The organism is Thermococcus sibiricus MM 739, from assembly GCF_000022545.1.
In the GTDB taxonomy this organism is placed as follows: domain Archaea; phylum Methanobacteriota_B; class Thermococci; order Thermococcales; family Thermococcaceae; genus Thermococcus_A; species Thermococcus_A sibiricus.
Genome location: NC_012883.1, coordinates 371,686 through 386,146 on the forward strand (window position 1 = coordinate 371,686; position 14,461 = coordinate 386,146).

The window sequence follows — 14,461 nt, forward strand, 5'->3', positions numbered from 1 at the left end:
TTTGAGGTGAGAATATGAGAGGTCCTACTATTGTTGAGGTTACTCCGGATGATCTTTGGCACATTATGAAGGCTTACTGGGATGAAAAAGGGCTTGTAAGACAGCACCTCGACTCCTACAATGCCTTTATTGAGCATGGAATGCAAGAAGTTATTAGCGAATTTGAAGGAGTAAAACCAGATATACCTGATTTTGAAGTCAAGTTTGGAAGAGTTAGACTTGGAGAACCAGAATTTCAAGAAGCTCATGGACAAAGAAAGCCTTTATATCCCATAGATGCTAGGATTAGGAATTTAACTTATTCTGCACCGGTCTTCTTGGGAATGATACCAGTAGTGAAGGGGATTGAACAAGAGCCAGTTGAGGTAAGAATTGGTGAATTGCCGGTAATGCTGAAATCCAAAATCTGTCGTCTTTACAACTTAAGTGATGAAGAACTTATAGCACATGGAGAGGATCCTAAAGATCCAGGAGGATATTTCATTATTAACGGTTCTGAAAGAGTTATTGTGTCTATTGAAGATTTAGCTCCAAACAGAACGCTTGTTGAGATCGACGAGAGACAAAATAGATACATAGCAAAATGTTTTTCATACAGACATGGTTATAGAGCTTTAATAACAGTGGAGAGGAGAAAAGACGGTTTACTTTATGTTTCAATTCCGAATGTACCAGGTGTTCTTAAATTTGTACACATTATGAGGGCTCTTGGTCTGGAGAGTGATAAGGAAATAGTTGATGCTGTGGGTAACAATCCTGAGGTTCAACAGGTTCTCTTTGACAATTTAGAGGATGCAAGTGATGTTCAAACTCAAGAGGAGGCTTTAGATTATATTGGAAAGAGAGCAATGCCTGGGCAGCCCAAAGAATATAGGCTTAGAAGGGCTCACTCAATAATTGATAACAATCTTCTCCCGCACATGGGGGTAAGTCCAGAGGACAGGATAAGGAAAGCATATTACCTTGGAATGATGGCACTTAAAGTAACTGAACTTTCTCTTGGACTGAGAGAGGAGGATGATAAAGATCATTATGCTAGTAAGAGGCTTAAACTTGCCGGAGATCTCTTGAAGGACCTTTTTAGAGTTGCATTCGGCCAGCTTGTAAAGGACATGCAATATCAACTAACTAAAACCTACCAAAGAAAGGGTGAGAAGTATACTTTCCAAGATATACAGAGGTTTGTGAGAAACTCTGTAAGGCCTGATGTACTAACTGAAAGAATCGAACATGCTCTCGCCACGGGGGCTTGGCCGGGAGGAAGAACTGGTGTTAGCCAGTTGCTTGATAGAACTAATTACATGTCTACGCTTTCCCACTTGAGAAGGGTCACTTCTCCACTAAGCAGAGAGCAACCTCATTTCGAGGCAAGAGATCTGCACGGTACTCATTGGGGAAGAATATGTCCAACTGAAACCCCAGAAGGACCTAACTGTGGACTGGTTAAGAACCTCTCGCTAATGTCTCAAATTACTACTGCTATTCCAGAAGAGGAAGTTTTTGCATATTTGGAAAGTCTTGGGATCGTGCACATTGAGGAAAGAAGACCAGAACCCGATGATTGGAGGGTTTATCTTAATGGAGTTCTTGTTGGGACATATAAAGATGGCGTAGAGTTAATTAATAAAATAAAAACCGATAGGAGAGAAGGGAGAATAAGTGAGGTTATAAATGTCGCGTACTATGAGGATGTTAGAGAGATTTACATCAACAGTGATGAGGGTAGAGTCAGGAGACCACTAATCATAGTTGAAAATGGTGTTCCAAAATTAACCAAAGATCATGTAGAGGCAATAAAGAAAGGGACACTTAAGTGGAGTGACTTGATAAGAATAGGTGTCATTGAGTACCTCGATGCTGAGGAAGAAGAGAACGCTTATGTGGCTACATGGCCCTGGGAAGTTACTGAAGAACACACACATTTGGAGATAATGCCTGCCACCATTTTAGGATTACCGGCGTCACTGGTCCCATATCCAGAACATAATGCTGCTCCAAGAAATACTTATGGAGCAGGTATGGCTAAGCAAAGCCTTGGCCTTGGTTGGGCCAACTTTAGGATAAGAGTAGACACTAGAGGGCATTTGATGCACTATCCTCAAGTCCCACTTGTTAACTCCAGGATCATGGAAGCGGTAGGATTTGAACAAAGACCTGCTGGTCAGAATTTTATTGTCGCAGTCTTGAGTTATAGTGGATATAACATGGAAGATGCCGTTATAATGAATAAGGCCTCAATTGAAAGAGGATTGGCAAGGTCAACATTCTTTAGAACTTATGAAGCTGAAGAAAAGAAGTATATGGGAGGACAAACAGATAAGTTTGAAATACCAGATCCTACTGTTAGAGGATTTTTGGGTGAGAAATATTATAGAAACCTTGATGAAGATGGAATAGCATTTCCAGAATCAAAAGTTCAAGGAAAAGATGTGTTAGTAGCAAGAACCTCTCCGCCTAGGTTCCTCGAGGAGCAAACCAGTTTAGGTGCTGGTATTTTGCAAGGTAGAAGAGAGACGAGCATCACTATGAGGCCCGGTGAAGAAGGTATTATCGACAAGATTATTATCACAGAAACAGGGGATGGTACAAAGCTTGTTAAGGTAACAGTTAGGGATCTTAGAATTCCAGAATTTGGGGATAAGTTTGCCTCAAGACATGGACAGAAGGGCGTTATTGGTCTTATAGTTCCTCAGGAAGACATGCCCTGGACAGAAAACGGAATAGTACCGGATCTTATAGTTAACCCTCATGGTATACCTTCACGTATGACTGTTGGACAGCTCATTGAGGCTATAGGTGGTAAAGTGGCATCACTTAAGGGAAGAAGAATAGATGGCACTGCATTCATTGGAGAGCCAGAAGAGAAGCTTAGAAAGGAACTTGAAGAGCTCGGGTTTAAGCATAGTGGAAGGGAAGTAATGTATGATGGAATCACAGGAAGGAAATTTGAGGCAGATATCTTCGTGGGTGTTATTTATTATCAGAGACTCCACCACATGGTAGCTGATAAGCTCCATGCACGTTCAAGAGGGCCTGTGCAAGTTCTCACAAAGCAGCCAACTGAAGGTAGAGCTAGGGAGGGAGGTCTAAGATTCGGTGAAATGGAGCGTGACGTATTAATAGGACATGGTGCCTCAATGTTATTAGTTGAAAGATTGCTAGAAGAGAGCGATAAGACAGAAGCATGGATATGTGAGAGTTGCGGTCATTTAGCAGTCGAAGATAAGCGTAGAGACAAAATTTATTGTCCAGTATGTGGAGAAGAGGAGAATATAAGCAAAGTAGAAATGAGTTATGCATTCAAGTTATTACTGGATGAGATAAAGGCCATGGGTATTAGACCATCATTAAAACTTAAGGAGAGGGTGTGATAGTCATGCACTCAATGAAAAAAGTTATTGGAAGTATTGAGTTTGGTGTGCTTTCCCCTCAAGAGATTAGAAAAATGAGTGCTGCGGAGATAACAGTCCCTGATACCTATTCAGAAGACGGTTATCCAATAGATGGGGGCCTAATGGACAGAAGATTAGGAGTTATAGATCCCAACCTTAGATGTGAGACATGTGGGGCCAATTATAAAGAGTGTCCTGGACATTTTGGTCATATAGAGCTTGCAAGACCAGTTATTCATGTTGGATTTGCTAAAACAATTTACAGAACATTGGAAAGTACTTGTAGAGAATGTGGAAGGATTAAGTTAACGGATGAAGAAATTGAAGACTATTTCGGTAAATTAAATATAAATGAGGCTAGAAAAAGTGAGATTGATGCGTTAATATCAGAGATACACAAAAAGGCAAAAGAAAGAATGGTATGTCCTCATTGCGGGGCTCCTCAATTTTCAATTAAATTTGAGAGACCAACAATATACTGGGAATTGAGGACTGATGAAGAAGGAAACGAATACAGGCACAGAATGATGCCAAGTGAGATAAGAGACAGGCTTGAGAAAATCCCAGATAAGGACTTACCCCTCTTAGGCCTTAATCCGGAAAATTCAAGACCCGAATGGATGGTTCTCACGGTTTTGCCCGTTCCTCCAGTTAGTGTAAGGCCTTCAATAACACTTGAGAGTGGTATAAGAGCTGAAGATGACCTTACTCATAAGCTTGTAGATATCATAAGAATTAATGCACGTTTGAAGCAAAACATCGAAGCTGGAGCTCCACAACTTATTATCGAAGATCTTTGGGATCTCCTTCAATATCACGTTACCACATACTTCGACAATGAGACTTCAGGTATTCCTCCAGCAAAGCACAAGAGTGGAAGGCCACTTAAAACCCTTGCCCAAAGACTTAAGGGTAAAGAGGGTAGATTCAGGAAAAACCTTAGTGGTAAACGTGTTAATTTCTCGGCCCGTACGGTAATTAGTCCTGACCCCATGATAAGCATAAATGAAGTAGGTGTTCCATTAATCGTTGCAATGGAACTTACAGTTCCAGAGAAAGTGACTGACTTCAATCTTGAAAAGCTCAGAAAAATGATCCTTAATGGTCCAGAAAAGTATCCAGGAGCTAATTATGTTATAGATCCACAAGGTAGAAGAATTCGTCTTATGGAGAGCAATCTAGAGACAATAGCTGACATGATTGACATTGGGTGGACAGTTGAAAGGCACCTTATGAATGGAGATGTTGTATTATTTAACAGACAACCATCTCTTCACAGAATGAGTATTATGGCTCATAGAGTTAGAGTAATGCCATATAAAACATTTAGGCTTAATTTGGCAGTTTGCCCGCCATATAACGCTGACTTTGATGGGGACGAAATGAATCTTCACGTTCCACAAACAGAAGAAGCTCAGGCAGAAGCCAGAATTTTAATGGAAGTCCAAAACCACATCTTATCTCCGAGATATGGTGGACCAATTATTGGTGGAATTCAGGATCATATATCAGGAGGGTACCTCCTGACTAGAGAGGGGGCATACTTCACCAAATATGAAGTGGAGCATATGTTAATGTTTGCAGGGGTTGAAGTAAAAGAACTTCCAAAGCCAGATAAAGTTGAGAATGGCATTGAGTATTGGAGTGGAAAGACCGTATTCTCACTTCTACTTCCTGAAAACTTGACGATATGGTACAGGAACAAGCTATGTGATGATCCTTCCCAATGTGAGCCTATTGAAAAACTTATTGAGGAGAAGCTAATCCCAAGTGAGAAAGAAGTTAAAAAAGTGGCCACAGATGGCTTTGTTTATATTTTAAAAGGTAAGTTATTAAGTGGTGCAATAGACAAAAAAGCTTACGGTAGAGAAGATGGGGAGCTACTTAATATTATAGTTAGAGAGTATGGTGTAGAAAGGGCCAGACAATTCCTTGATCAAGTAACAAAACTAGCAATATGGGTAATCACCCATAAGGGATTCACCACTGGAATAGATGATGAAGATCTTCCGGGCGAGGCCAAGGCTAGAATTAAAGAAATAATAATGGAAGCAGAGGGTAAAGTGCAAAGACTGATAGAAGCATATAAAAACGGAGAGCTGGAACCCCTGCCTGGTAAGACTTTGGAAGAAACTCTCGAAAGCAGAATAATGGCTGTTCTATCTGAAGCGAGAGATAATGCTGGTAAAGTTGCTGAGAGATATTTGGGTATGAACAACCATACAGTAATCATGGCCAAAACCGGGGCAAGAGGTAAAATCCTTAACATTACTCAAATGGCAGCCATACTTGGACAGCAGTCTATTAGAGGTAAGAGACTTTATAGAGGTTACAGGAGCAGGGTATTGAGTCACTTCAAAGCTGGTGACCTTGGTGCAAGGGCAAAAGGTTTCATCGTTAACTCATATAAGAGCGGTCTAACACCCCAAGAATACTTCTTCCATGCAATGGGTGGTAGAGAAGGTCTCGTTGATACTGCAGTTAGAACGGCTCAAAGCGGTTATATGCAGCGTAGACTTATAAATGCTCTACAAGACCTCAAAGTAGATTATGATGGAACTGTGAGAGATCCAACAGGAATTGTAGTTCAGTTCAGGTATGGTGAAGATGGTGTAGACCCAATGAAGAGTTGGGGTGGAAGAACGGTAAATATTGATAGAATTGTGACAAGAACATTGATAAAACTCAGGGAGAAGGGGTGATGATCATGGTATCACAGTCAACTATCAAGAAACTTGTAGAGGAGAAGGCATCTAGTTTGCCAGAAAGATTGAGAGAGGAATTGTTTGAGAGGTTGATACATTATAGCGGGAAATATAAACTAAAGAAAGCTGAGATAGAGGCAATAATTGACGAGGTAGTTCAAGAATATGAGCAAGCCTTGGTAGAACCGGGAGAAGCGGTGGGCACTGTAACAGCTCAGTCCATAGGCGAGCCCTCTACACAGATGACACTTAACACTTTCCACTATGCTGGTGTTGCGGAAATTAACGTTACTTTGGGTCTTCCCAGAATTATTGAAATAGTGGATGCTAGGAAAAACCCCTCAACACCAATTATGACAGTTCACTTGGATGAAGAACACAGGTACAACAGTGAAAAGGCCCTTGAGGTCGCAAAAAGAATAGAAGGGACTACTCTTGAAAGTTTAGCAAGGAGTATGACTCTAGATATACTTAACATGGAATTTGTAGTGGATATAGACCCAGAACGTCTCGAGAAAAGTGGCTTGACTATGGAAAAGATTCAAGCAAAAATTGAGCGGTCATTTAAGTCTGCTGAAATTGAAACAGAAGGAACTACTATAATAATTAGATTGAAGAAGGCTAAGAATGTTTCAACCCTTAGAAGGCTTGCCGATAAAGTTAAAAAGCATCGTTTAAAAGGACTCTCAGGCGTAGGGAAAACAGTTATCAGAAAGGAAGGAGATGAATACGTTATCTACACCGAAGGTTCAAACTTTAAGCAGGTACTTAAAGTTCCGGGTGTTGATCCCACGAGAACAAAAACAAACAATATTCATGAAATAGCTCAAGTGCTTGGTATCGAGGCTGCGAGAAATGCAATAATTGAAGAGATAGTTAACACAATGCAAGAACAAGGTCTTGAAGTTGATGTGAGACATATTATGCTCGTCGCTGATATGATGACCATTGATGGTGTTGTGAGACCCATTGGAAGGCATGGTATTGTGGGTACAAAAGCAAGTGTACTTGCAAGAGCAGCATTCGAGATTACAGTTCAACATTTACTCCAAGCTGCTGAAAGAGGAGAATTAGATCCTCTCAATGGAGTAGTGGAAAATGTTCTAATTGGTCAGCCCGTTCCAGTGGGGACGGGAATCGTTAGATTGGCAATGAAGTTACCGATTAAAAAAGCGGTGAAAGAAGAGTAGAGGAGGTGTAGGGAATGGATTTGGCATTTGAACTTAGAAAAGCTATTGAAACTGGAAAAGTGGTCATCGGGTCAAATGAAACCATGAGACTTGCTAGGACAGGTGAAGCTAAGCTTATAATCATGGCTAAGAATGCACCTAAAGAGGTTAAAGATGATATTAATTATTATGCAGGTCTCAGTAGCATACCTGTATACGAATTTGAGGGAACAAGTGTGGAGCTAGGAACTCTTTTGGGTAAACCATTCGTAATAGCATTAATGGCGATAGTAGAGCCAGGAGAAAGTAAAATACTCTCACTAGCTGGAGGTAAGTGAATATGCCACTAAAGCTAAATACAGATCAGATAAAGTACATAGCCCTATTCGAGAGTCTTACAGGAGCTACAGTACTTGACTGTTTGATTGATACAATAAAGAACAGACTAGTTATCGTAGTAAAGAATGGTGAAATGGGTTTGGCATTAGGAAAGAGAGGCAGCAATGTTAAGAGAGTACAGAGCATGATTGGCAAAGATATTGAATTGATAGAGCACTCAGAAAATCCCGAAGAATTCATTAAGAACATTTATAAAACAATGGGCGTAAGGGTTAAAAAAGTACATATAACTGAAAAGAAAAATGGGAAAAAGGTTGCCCTCCTAGATGTGAATCAGCGGGATAAACCGAGAGCCATAGGCAAAGGGGGGCAAAATATAAATCTCGTCAAAGAATTGATGGAGAGGCATCACGGAATTGAAGAAGTTGTAGTAATCTGAGGTGATGATCATGGCTGGAAAGAAAGCTCCTTATGGTGAATTTGCTGGAAGAAAGCTCAAACTTAAAAGAAAAAAGTTTAGATGGAGCGACATAACATACAAGAGAAGAGTGCTTAGGCTTAAAGAGAAGAGTGACCCACTTGAAGGTGCACCGCAAGCGAGAGGAATAGTGCTTGAGAAAATTGCAGTTGAAGCTAAACAGCCCAACTCAGGTATGAGAAAGGCCGTTAGAGTTCAGCTCATAAAAAATGGTAAAGTAATCACTGCCTTCACTCCTGGTGATGGTGCTATCAAGCATATTGATGAGCATGATGAAGTTCTCATCGAAGGAATTGGTGGTCCAAAGGGCGGATCTATGGGTGATATCCCAGGAATTAGATACAAGGTTGTCATTGTTAACAGAACTTCCCTCAAAGAAATAGTTAAGGGTAAGAAAGAAAAGCCAAGAAGGTGATGCTCATGGCCAAGTCATTAGAAGAGAGATTTTTTGTGCCTAAGGACCTCAAAGTCTTTGGAAGATGGAGTGTTGAAGAAGTAGTTGTTGAAGACCCATCTCTTAGACCTTATATTAACCTTGAACCAAGGATTCTTCCCCACAGTCATGGAAGATATGCAAAAAAGCAATTTGGTAAAACGAACATTCATATAGTTGAGAGGCTCATAAACAAGGTAATGAGAAGCGGTGCTTCAAGTTATAAAATTGGCGGGCACTTCATGAGAAGAGAGCACCGCTCATTAATGAGCAAAAAGATGAAAGCCTATGAAGTTGTAAAAGAGGCATTCAAGATAATAGAAAATAAAACAAAGCAAAACCCACTTCAAGTTCTCGTTAAGGCGATTGAAAACTCCTCCCCAAGGGAAGACACTACAAATATCATGTTTGGTGGAGTTAGATATCACTTGGCAGTAGATATTTCTCCAATGAGAAGGCTTGATGTCGCTTTAAGAAACATTGCCCTCGGTGCATCAGCGAAGTGCTATCGCAATAAGGTTAGCTATGCTGAAGCCTTGGCTGAAGAAATTATAGCTGCAGCTAACAAAGATACAAAGAGCTTCGCATACAGCAAGAAAGAAGAAATTGAGAGGATTGCACAATCCTCAAGGTGAGCTCTTTTATTTCTTTTTCAACTGCATATCAATTACGCTATCTCCTCTGTATCTTTTAAATCCCTCAGAGAACTCAATTTCGGCTTTTATGGTAATTAAAATCGCTTTTGTTCTTTCCAAGGGTATCACAATAAAGTCTAATCTTGTGCTCCTACTCTCTGAAAGCCGAGGTCGGGGATTTCTAATACAGCAGAATTTGGATCATCCTTACTCCTCTGCAATTTTAGAGGATTCCAAGGATATCCATCGGGAGTCTTTAAATAAACTTCCGCACTAACATTTGGTGTTATAACAAGCTTTAGGCTCCTAGTTTTCCATCCATCTCTATGCCACACATGAACTCGGAAAGAAATTACATCCTCTGAGTAATAGCCTCTCTCCATAAGGGAAAGAGTTGCAGCCCTTTCGCCTTTTGAATCATAAAAGTTGGAATGGACTTCATCAGGTTCTCTGACTTCTTCGTTTCTGAGACTTTCGACTGAAAGAGCCTTAACGCTCAATGCACAAACTACAAGCAATAGGATTATGGATATCGGCAGTTTAGAACTTTTCTTCATACCTATCCACCATTAAGTATTTTTATACTTTTGACGTATTTATGTGTTTTCATTGTTAGGTAGTAATGCTCGAGATTTTAGAAAAGCTTCATAGTAGGCTTTTTCCTATCATTTCCTTTGGCTTCTCCACGCCAAAGAACTTCAGTATTGTGGGAGCAATATCATAAAGAGTCGGATTTTCTAAGTTTGCTTTCTCAAAACCCCATAAAATAAGCGGAACCTTTATCACGGGCTTATTTAAAGACCCATGCATGCCTTTTACCCAGTGACTTGGGCCTTTTATTCCATCGCAAAACCTGTGGGAACAGAACCAGTAACCTTCTTTGGCAGAAACAATGAGCTCTCCACTGTTTGGAGTATTTAGGTGTGGTAAGTCCTCTCTGAAAAAGACGTACTTTACACCGGGAGCTCTTTTCAATATTGAATATACCTCCTCGGCTTCTGCGGGGTTTTTTAGATAAACGTGTACTCCTCCCCCAGATGAGACTCTAAGGGTCTCGATGCTATGTTTCTTGAGATAGTTTTTCAGGTTCACCCACGTGTGAACATTTTCCTGCCCGTGATCGGCAAATATTATAAACGCATACTCGTCCCTAAGTCTCTCCCACAAAACGTTTAGTGCTGTATCTACGGTTTCAACGGCTTTCATAGCTTCATCGCTCAAAGGTCCATAATCGTGTTGCATTCCATCAATCGAGCAGAGGTGGACTAAAAGCAAATCGGGTTTGCATTCTTCATAGAGATACAGAGCCGAATTCAAAACCCAGCGATCTTTTCTCCAGTCTCTCCCATATTCTCTATAAAGAGTATCATCATTGAAGAATGGTGGAAAGATTCTAACGTGGGTGCCGCTGAAGGGAGGCATTGTATAGCCACTAACAGAAGCGCTTCTTATTCCCCTTTCTCTGAGAATATCAACTACGGTTTTTGTCGTTATGATCTTGTGGGGATTAAAAGCAATTTCATAGTCGTAGAAATTTACCTTTCTATCAGATATTCTATCGTAATAACCGTTTTCCACAACGCCATGAATCCTCGGAGGAACCCCGGTAACTACGCTTGTATGAACTAAATCCGTAAGTGTGGGAAATATTGACTCAACAACTTCAAAAAATCCTTTCTCTACCAGCTCACTTAAAAACGGCATGTGTTTTAAATTGTAAACTCCACTACCATCGATGCTTATAAGCGCGAGTTTTCTCCTCATAAAGTAAGCTACGAAAAGTGGGTTAAAAAGTTTAACTTTGGTGGAGCTTGAAGTAGGTTGTATCTCTACTATTCCTTTTGGACAACTTCAATCTCTTCCAATTTTGGAAATTCTCTTAAAAGCAATGCATATTGTTTCTCTTCAAGGGCTTCTCTCTTTACTGGAATGACTGTTACGGTATCGGTAAGGGTGGAGTAATCTTTCAGAGATGTGAGGAACTTAAACACCGATTCAAAGCCATTCTCTATCATTAAGTACTCAAAACCATCAATTATGATGCTTTTTGGTCCTTTTTCTGATCTCATAAAAGAGATTAGTTCGTGTGCAAAGCGTTCAAGATTGTGTGGATGAATCGCGTCGGGGACTTCAACTTTTGCTAACCATATAACTGGAACTTCGACTCCTAGTTTTGATTTTAAGTCTTCAGGTTTTTGTCGTGTTATTATGATAGCTTTTCTTCCTTGTAGCAGAGTTTTGCATTTTTCGTAGAATCTTTTTTGCTCTGTTATATAAACTCCTGAGGGAATGATCTTAGCAAGTTTGCCAGGTAATGGTTGAACAATAGGTATAATTCTATATTTTTGAATTAAACTCCTAAACAGCTTTATCCAAGCATAGACTAGAATGATCCCAAAAATGTTTATCAGGAAATTAGCGATGCTATTTAATATCCTAGCAGTTTTTTCATCTACCTCAATGAGACCTGCTCTATCTAAGTTTAGGGGTAGAAAGAATAACTTTGATATAGCATAAATGGCGAAACTAATTATCAACAGGTCATAAAACCGAAGAATATGTTGTGGAGCTCTTTTCTTAAGTTCTCTACGAACTAAGAGGGCCAAAAATACGATAATAAACCGAAGAATTAAATTCCCAATTGCAGCGGCAGCCCCTATTAGATCAGCCATAGTCTATCCCTTCTTGGAAGACTCTCTAGCCGAATAAAGCAATTTTATATTAGGCTTTGGAAGTATATAAAGGTTATCTAAGTTTTAAGTAATAATCGAGGGTTCTCTGCTTTCTCAATTGTAGAATCCAGCTTTTTTCCAGATATTTCTCAAGCTTCAGCTCGAGTAACTTCTTGAGTTCATTAAGGGCTTCTTGGAGTGTGTTAAATCTTCCCACCGGGTTCCCCATGGCCTTTTTGACTCCAACCCTTATCTGCCATACCCCTACTGGGGCATAATACTTTGGGGTTACTTCTCTGAAGACTATTATTCTCGCTTGTCTTCTTCTCTGCCTGAGACTTTCAAGAACACTCAGTCTAGCCGCATAATAAGCCCCGGTAGTCTCTTCAGCGTAGCCTTTAATTCCGCGAAAGTCCTCATAATCGTGAATTACTTTCGGTTCATCACTTCCAAAAAGAGAACCCTTAAGCCATACTTCAAGGAGCTCAAAAGCATAAGTTTCAGGCATTAAAATAACTGCATATCTGTTGCCTAGGAATTCGTGAAAGTAAAGCTCAAATTCATTTATGGGTTCATAATGCAGAATTTCTTTCCTTAGCCTTTTACCTATTGTATCTTGCACCGCCGTGATGCTCCACCTTGTTGGAACGAGCTTTCTGTTGATTCCAAGAAGGCCAGCTGAGAGAAGCCTTATTATGTAATACTCATCAAAGCTCCAGTTATATAGACGCATAATGGCTGTTTCAGCTTTTAACTCGTCATTAACGATGTAGTCCGTTCTTTTTGGAATTTTTGGATTTTCAGTGAGTTCAAAGTCGAGGAGTTCGGCTTTTGGGCCCACAGGAGGTGCAAACTCACTTGGAAGAACTTTTAGAATGGGTCTCTTCTTAAGCAAAATTTCACTATCAACTGGCCTTACTGACATTGCTAGTTCTTGAACTTCACTTAAAATTCTTTCACTCTTTCTAACATTAACATCAGCTTTCATCTCTCCCATCACAAGTAGAGAACGGTAATACAGGATATCTTTAATTCTCTTGTTTTCCCATTTTAGAGGGCTATCGAGGTGGGAAGTGTTCCCCTCGATTGGTGGCACAAGAGGGCCAATTCGAACTTTGGGGTAACCATATTCTCCAACAAAGATGCTGGGGGGAGATGAACCGAAAATATCCCTGCGATTTATTCGCTCCTCTATGGTCTTAGCTACTCTAAATCGTTCGAGAATTGGACAGGTAGGTCGACCACACAGTAGTTTTCTCCCTTTGCAAATAGCACACAATTTTGAGTTAAAGAGCTCCATCAGTTTTAAATAGCGAGGAGGAGTATTTATATCTATCCTCAGCGTTGCCGTTTGCGAAAGATTTAAATACCCTCCCAAACTCCTTAATGTTGAACGTGCCGCGGTAGCCTAGCCTGGTATGGCGTCGGCCTGCTAAGCCGATGGGCGTGGTCCCTCCGGGGTTCAAATCCCCGCCGCGGCGCCAAAAAACTTCTTTGAGTAAAATGCCGGGATAGCCTAGAGGCGAGGCGGCGGACTGCAGATCCGCTTTACGGGGGTTCAAATCCCCCTCCCGGCTCCAGTTTAGAGGTTTTTTAGACCTGAGCCAGTGAGGGGTATTAGAACTTTTGAACCCGTTTCAAAGTATCCCTCTTCTAAAAGGGACTTGAATGCACCATAGGCCGTTGCAGATGTGGGTTCTACCAAAAACCCCATAGAAGTCAATTCTTTTAGGGCACTGCTTATCTCTTCATCGCCAACAGAAATACAAGTTCCTGCGGTCTCCTCTAGGATTTTGAGCATCTGTTCTTTTCGTGGTGGTTCTGGAATTGCTATTCCCTCTGCAAGTTTGCTCTCTTCATGACTTTTTTCACATAAGCTCTCGTAACCTTTTCCCTGAACAGCTATCATTTTGGGGATTTTGCTATTTCCAAGGATATGTAGCTCTTTAAATCCTTTGTAAAGGCCTAAAAATAGGCTTCCACTACCTACAGGAGTCATGGCATAATCTACATTTCCAATTTGTTCATAAACTTCATATGCGGCTACTTTTGTTCCTTCAATGAAATAGGGATTGTACCAGTGGGAGATATACAGGCCCTTCTCGAAGCTTACTGCTTTTTTATGTACTTCCATTCTTGAACCCTTTATTTCGTGGACTTCAGCTTCTAATCGCTTAAGAAGCTTTTTCTTTCCTTCACTTGTGTGATCTGGAATGAAGAGGTGAGCTTTTATCCCCTCGCTTTTTGTAAATAGAGCTAAGCTTAGGGCTGCATTTCCAGAGGAATCCAGAGTTACTTCATTTATTCCATTTTCTTTAAGTTTGGATATTGTTACGTAAGTTCCTCGGTCTTTAAAGGATCCACTTGGCATGAGGTACTCAAGTTTGAAGAAAACTTTAATCCCTTTTATTTCTCTTTCGACGGTTGGAGTTATTGGAAGCCTTAAATGTGGTAGAAATTCTTCCTTTACAGGAATGAAATGAAGGTATCGTCTCACGTCTAAGTATTCTCTCTTAAGTGAAGAGTCAAAATCACCTCCAAATTCTTCGACATAGTCCAAAACCCCTCCACAGTCACACATAATTTTGAAGCCTTTATGCATCTTTCCACATTTCTGGCATCTTAACATAATATCACC

At 40.5% G+C, this 14,461-nt stretch carries 12 protein-coding genes and 2 tRNA genes; 9 read left to right on the forward strand and 5 right to left on the reverse strand.

Annotated features, from left to right (window positions below; genetic code table 11):
* Window positions 1–14 precede the first annotated feature (14 nt).
* The 7 genes from TSIB_RS01925 to TSIB_RS01955 are packed head-to-tail and all read left to right on the forward strand — an operon-like array spanning window position 15 to window position 9,151.
* Window positions 15–3,371 carry a DNA-directed RNA polymerase subunit B gene (locus TSIB_RS01925; RefSeq protein ID WP_015848674.1) on the forward strand — a complete coding sequence of 1,119 codons (3,357 nt, stop codon included), beginning with the start codon at window positions 15–17 and terminating at the stop codon, window positions 3,369–3,371.
* A gap of 5 nt (window positions 3,372–3,376) precedes the next feature.
* Window positions 3,377–6,094 carry a DNA-directed RNA polymerase subunit A' gene (locus TSIB_RS01930; RefSeq protein WP_015848675.1) on the forward strand — a complete coding sequence of 906 codons (2,718 nt, stop codon included), beginning with the start codon at window positions 3,377–3,379 and terminating at the stop codon, window positions 6,092–6,094.
* A 5-nt stretch (window positions 6,095–6,099) separates the two neighbouring features.
* A complete protein-coding gene (rpoA2, locus tag TSIB_RS01935) occupies window positions 6,100–7,287 on the forward strand; it encodes a DNA-directed RNA polymerase subunit A'' (RefSeq protein WP_048160185.1) in 1,188 nt (395 codons plus the stop codon).
* Between the two features lie 14 nt (window positions 7,288–7,301).
* Window positions 7,302–7,604: a 50S ribosomal protein L30e gene (locus tag TSIB_RS01940; RefSeq protein WP_015848677.1), complete on the forward strand. Its 303-nt coding sequence runs from the start codon at window positions 7,302–7,304 to the stop codon at window positions 7,602–7,604.
* 2 nt (window positions 7,605–7,606) lie between these two features.
* Window positions 7,607–8,044 carry a NusA-like transcription termination signal-binding factor gene (locus TSIB_RS01945; protein WP_015848678.1) on the forward strand — a complete coding sequence of 146 codons (438 nt, stop codon included), beginning with the start codon at window positions 7,607–7,609 and terminating at the stop codon, window positions 8,042–8,044.
* 10 nt (window positions 8,045–8,054) lie between these two features.
* The gene (locus tag TSIB_RS01950) at window positions 8,055–8,498 is read left to right on the forward strand and encodes a 30S ribosomal protein S12 (protein ID WP_015848679.1); all 444 of its coding nucleotides are present in this window, start codon (window positions 8,055–8,057) and stop codon (window positions 8,496–8,498) included.
* A 5-nt stretch (window positions 8,499–8,503) separates the two neighbouring features.
* A complete protein-coding gene (locus tag TSIB_RS01955; protein ID WP_048160186.1) occupies window positions 8,504–9,151 on the forward strand; it encodes a 30S ribosomal protein S7 in 648 nt (215 codons plus the stop codon).
* A gap of 137 nt (window positions 9,152–9,288) precedes the next feature.
* On the opposite strand, the gene TSIB_RS01960 is transcribed toward TSIB_RS01955, so the two are convergent.
* The 4 genes from TSIB_RS01960 to TSIB_RS01975 form a co-directional block, all read right to left on the reverse strand.
* Window positions 9,289–9,708: a hypothetical protein gene (locus TSIB_RS01960; RefSeq protein ID WP_015848682.1), complete on the reverse strand. Its 420-nt coding sequence runs from the start codon at window positions 9,706–9,708 to the stop codon at window positions 9,289–9,291.
* Between the two features lie 88 nt (window positions 9,709–9,796).
* The gene (locus TSIB_RS01965; RefSeq protein ID WP_015848683.1) at window positions 9,797–10,915 is read right to left on the reverse strand and encodes an alkaline phosphatase family protein; all 1,119 of its coding nucleotides are present in this window, start codon (window positions 10,913–10,915) and stop codon (window positions 9,797–9,799) included.
* A gap of 68 nt (window positions 10,916–10,983) precedes the next feature.
* Window positions 10,984–11,823, reverse strand: a complete 840-nt coding sequence (locus TSIB_RS10050; protein WP_015848684.1) for a DUF835 domain-containing protein — start codon at window positions 11,821–11,823, stop codon at window positions 10,984–10,986.
* 73 nt (window positions 11,824–11,896) lie between these two features.
* Entirely contained in the window at window positions 11,897–13,126 is a 1,230-nt protein-coding gene (locus TSIB_RS01975; RefSeq protein WP_048160786.1) for an Nre family DNA repair protein, read from the reverse strand.
* 94 nt (window positions 13,127–13,220) lie between these two features.
* Here TSIB_RS01975 and TSIB_RS01980 point away from each other — a divergent pair.
* A tRNA-Ser gene (locus TSIB_RS01980) sits at window positions 13,221–13,307 on the forward strand.
* Window positions 13,308–13,328: 21 nt separating this feature from the next.
* Window positions 13,329–13,403 (forward strand) — tRNA-Cys (locus tag TSIB_RS01985).
* 2 nt (window positions 13,404–13,405) lie between these two features.
* Here TSIB_RS01985 and TSIB_RS01990 read toward each other — a convergent pair.
* On the reverse strand, window positions 13,406–14,452 hold the full coding sequence (locus tag TSIB_RS01990; RefSeq protein ID WP_015848686.1) for a pyridoxal-phosphate dependent enzyme: 1,047 nt from the start codon (window positions 14,450–14,452) through the stop codon (window positions 13,406–13,408).
* Between the last annotated feature and the right edge of the window lie 9 nt (window positions 14,453–14,461).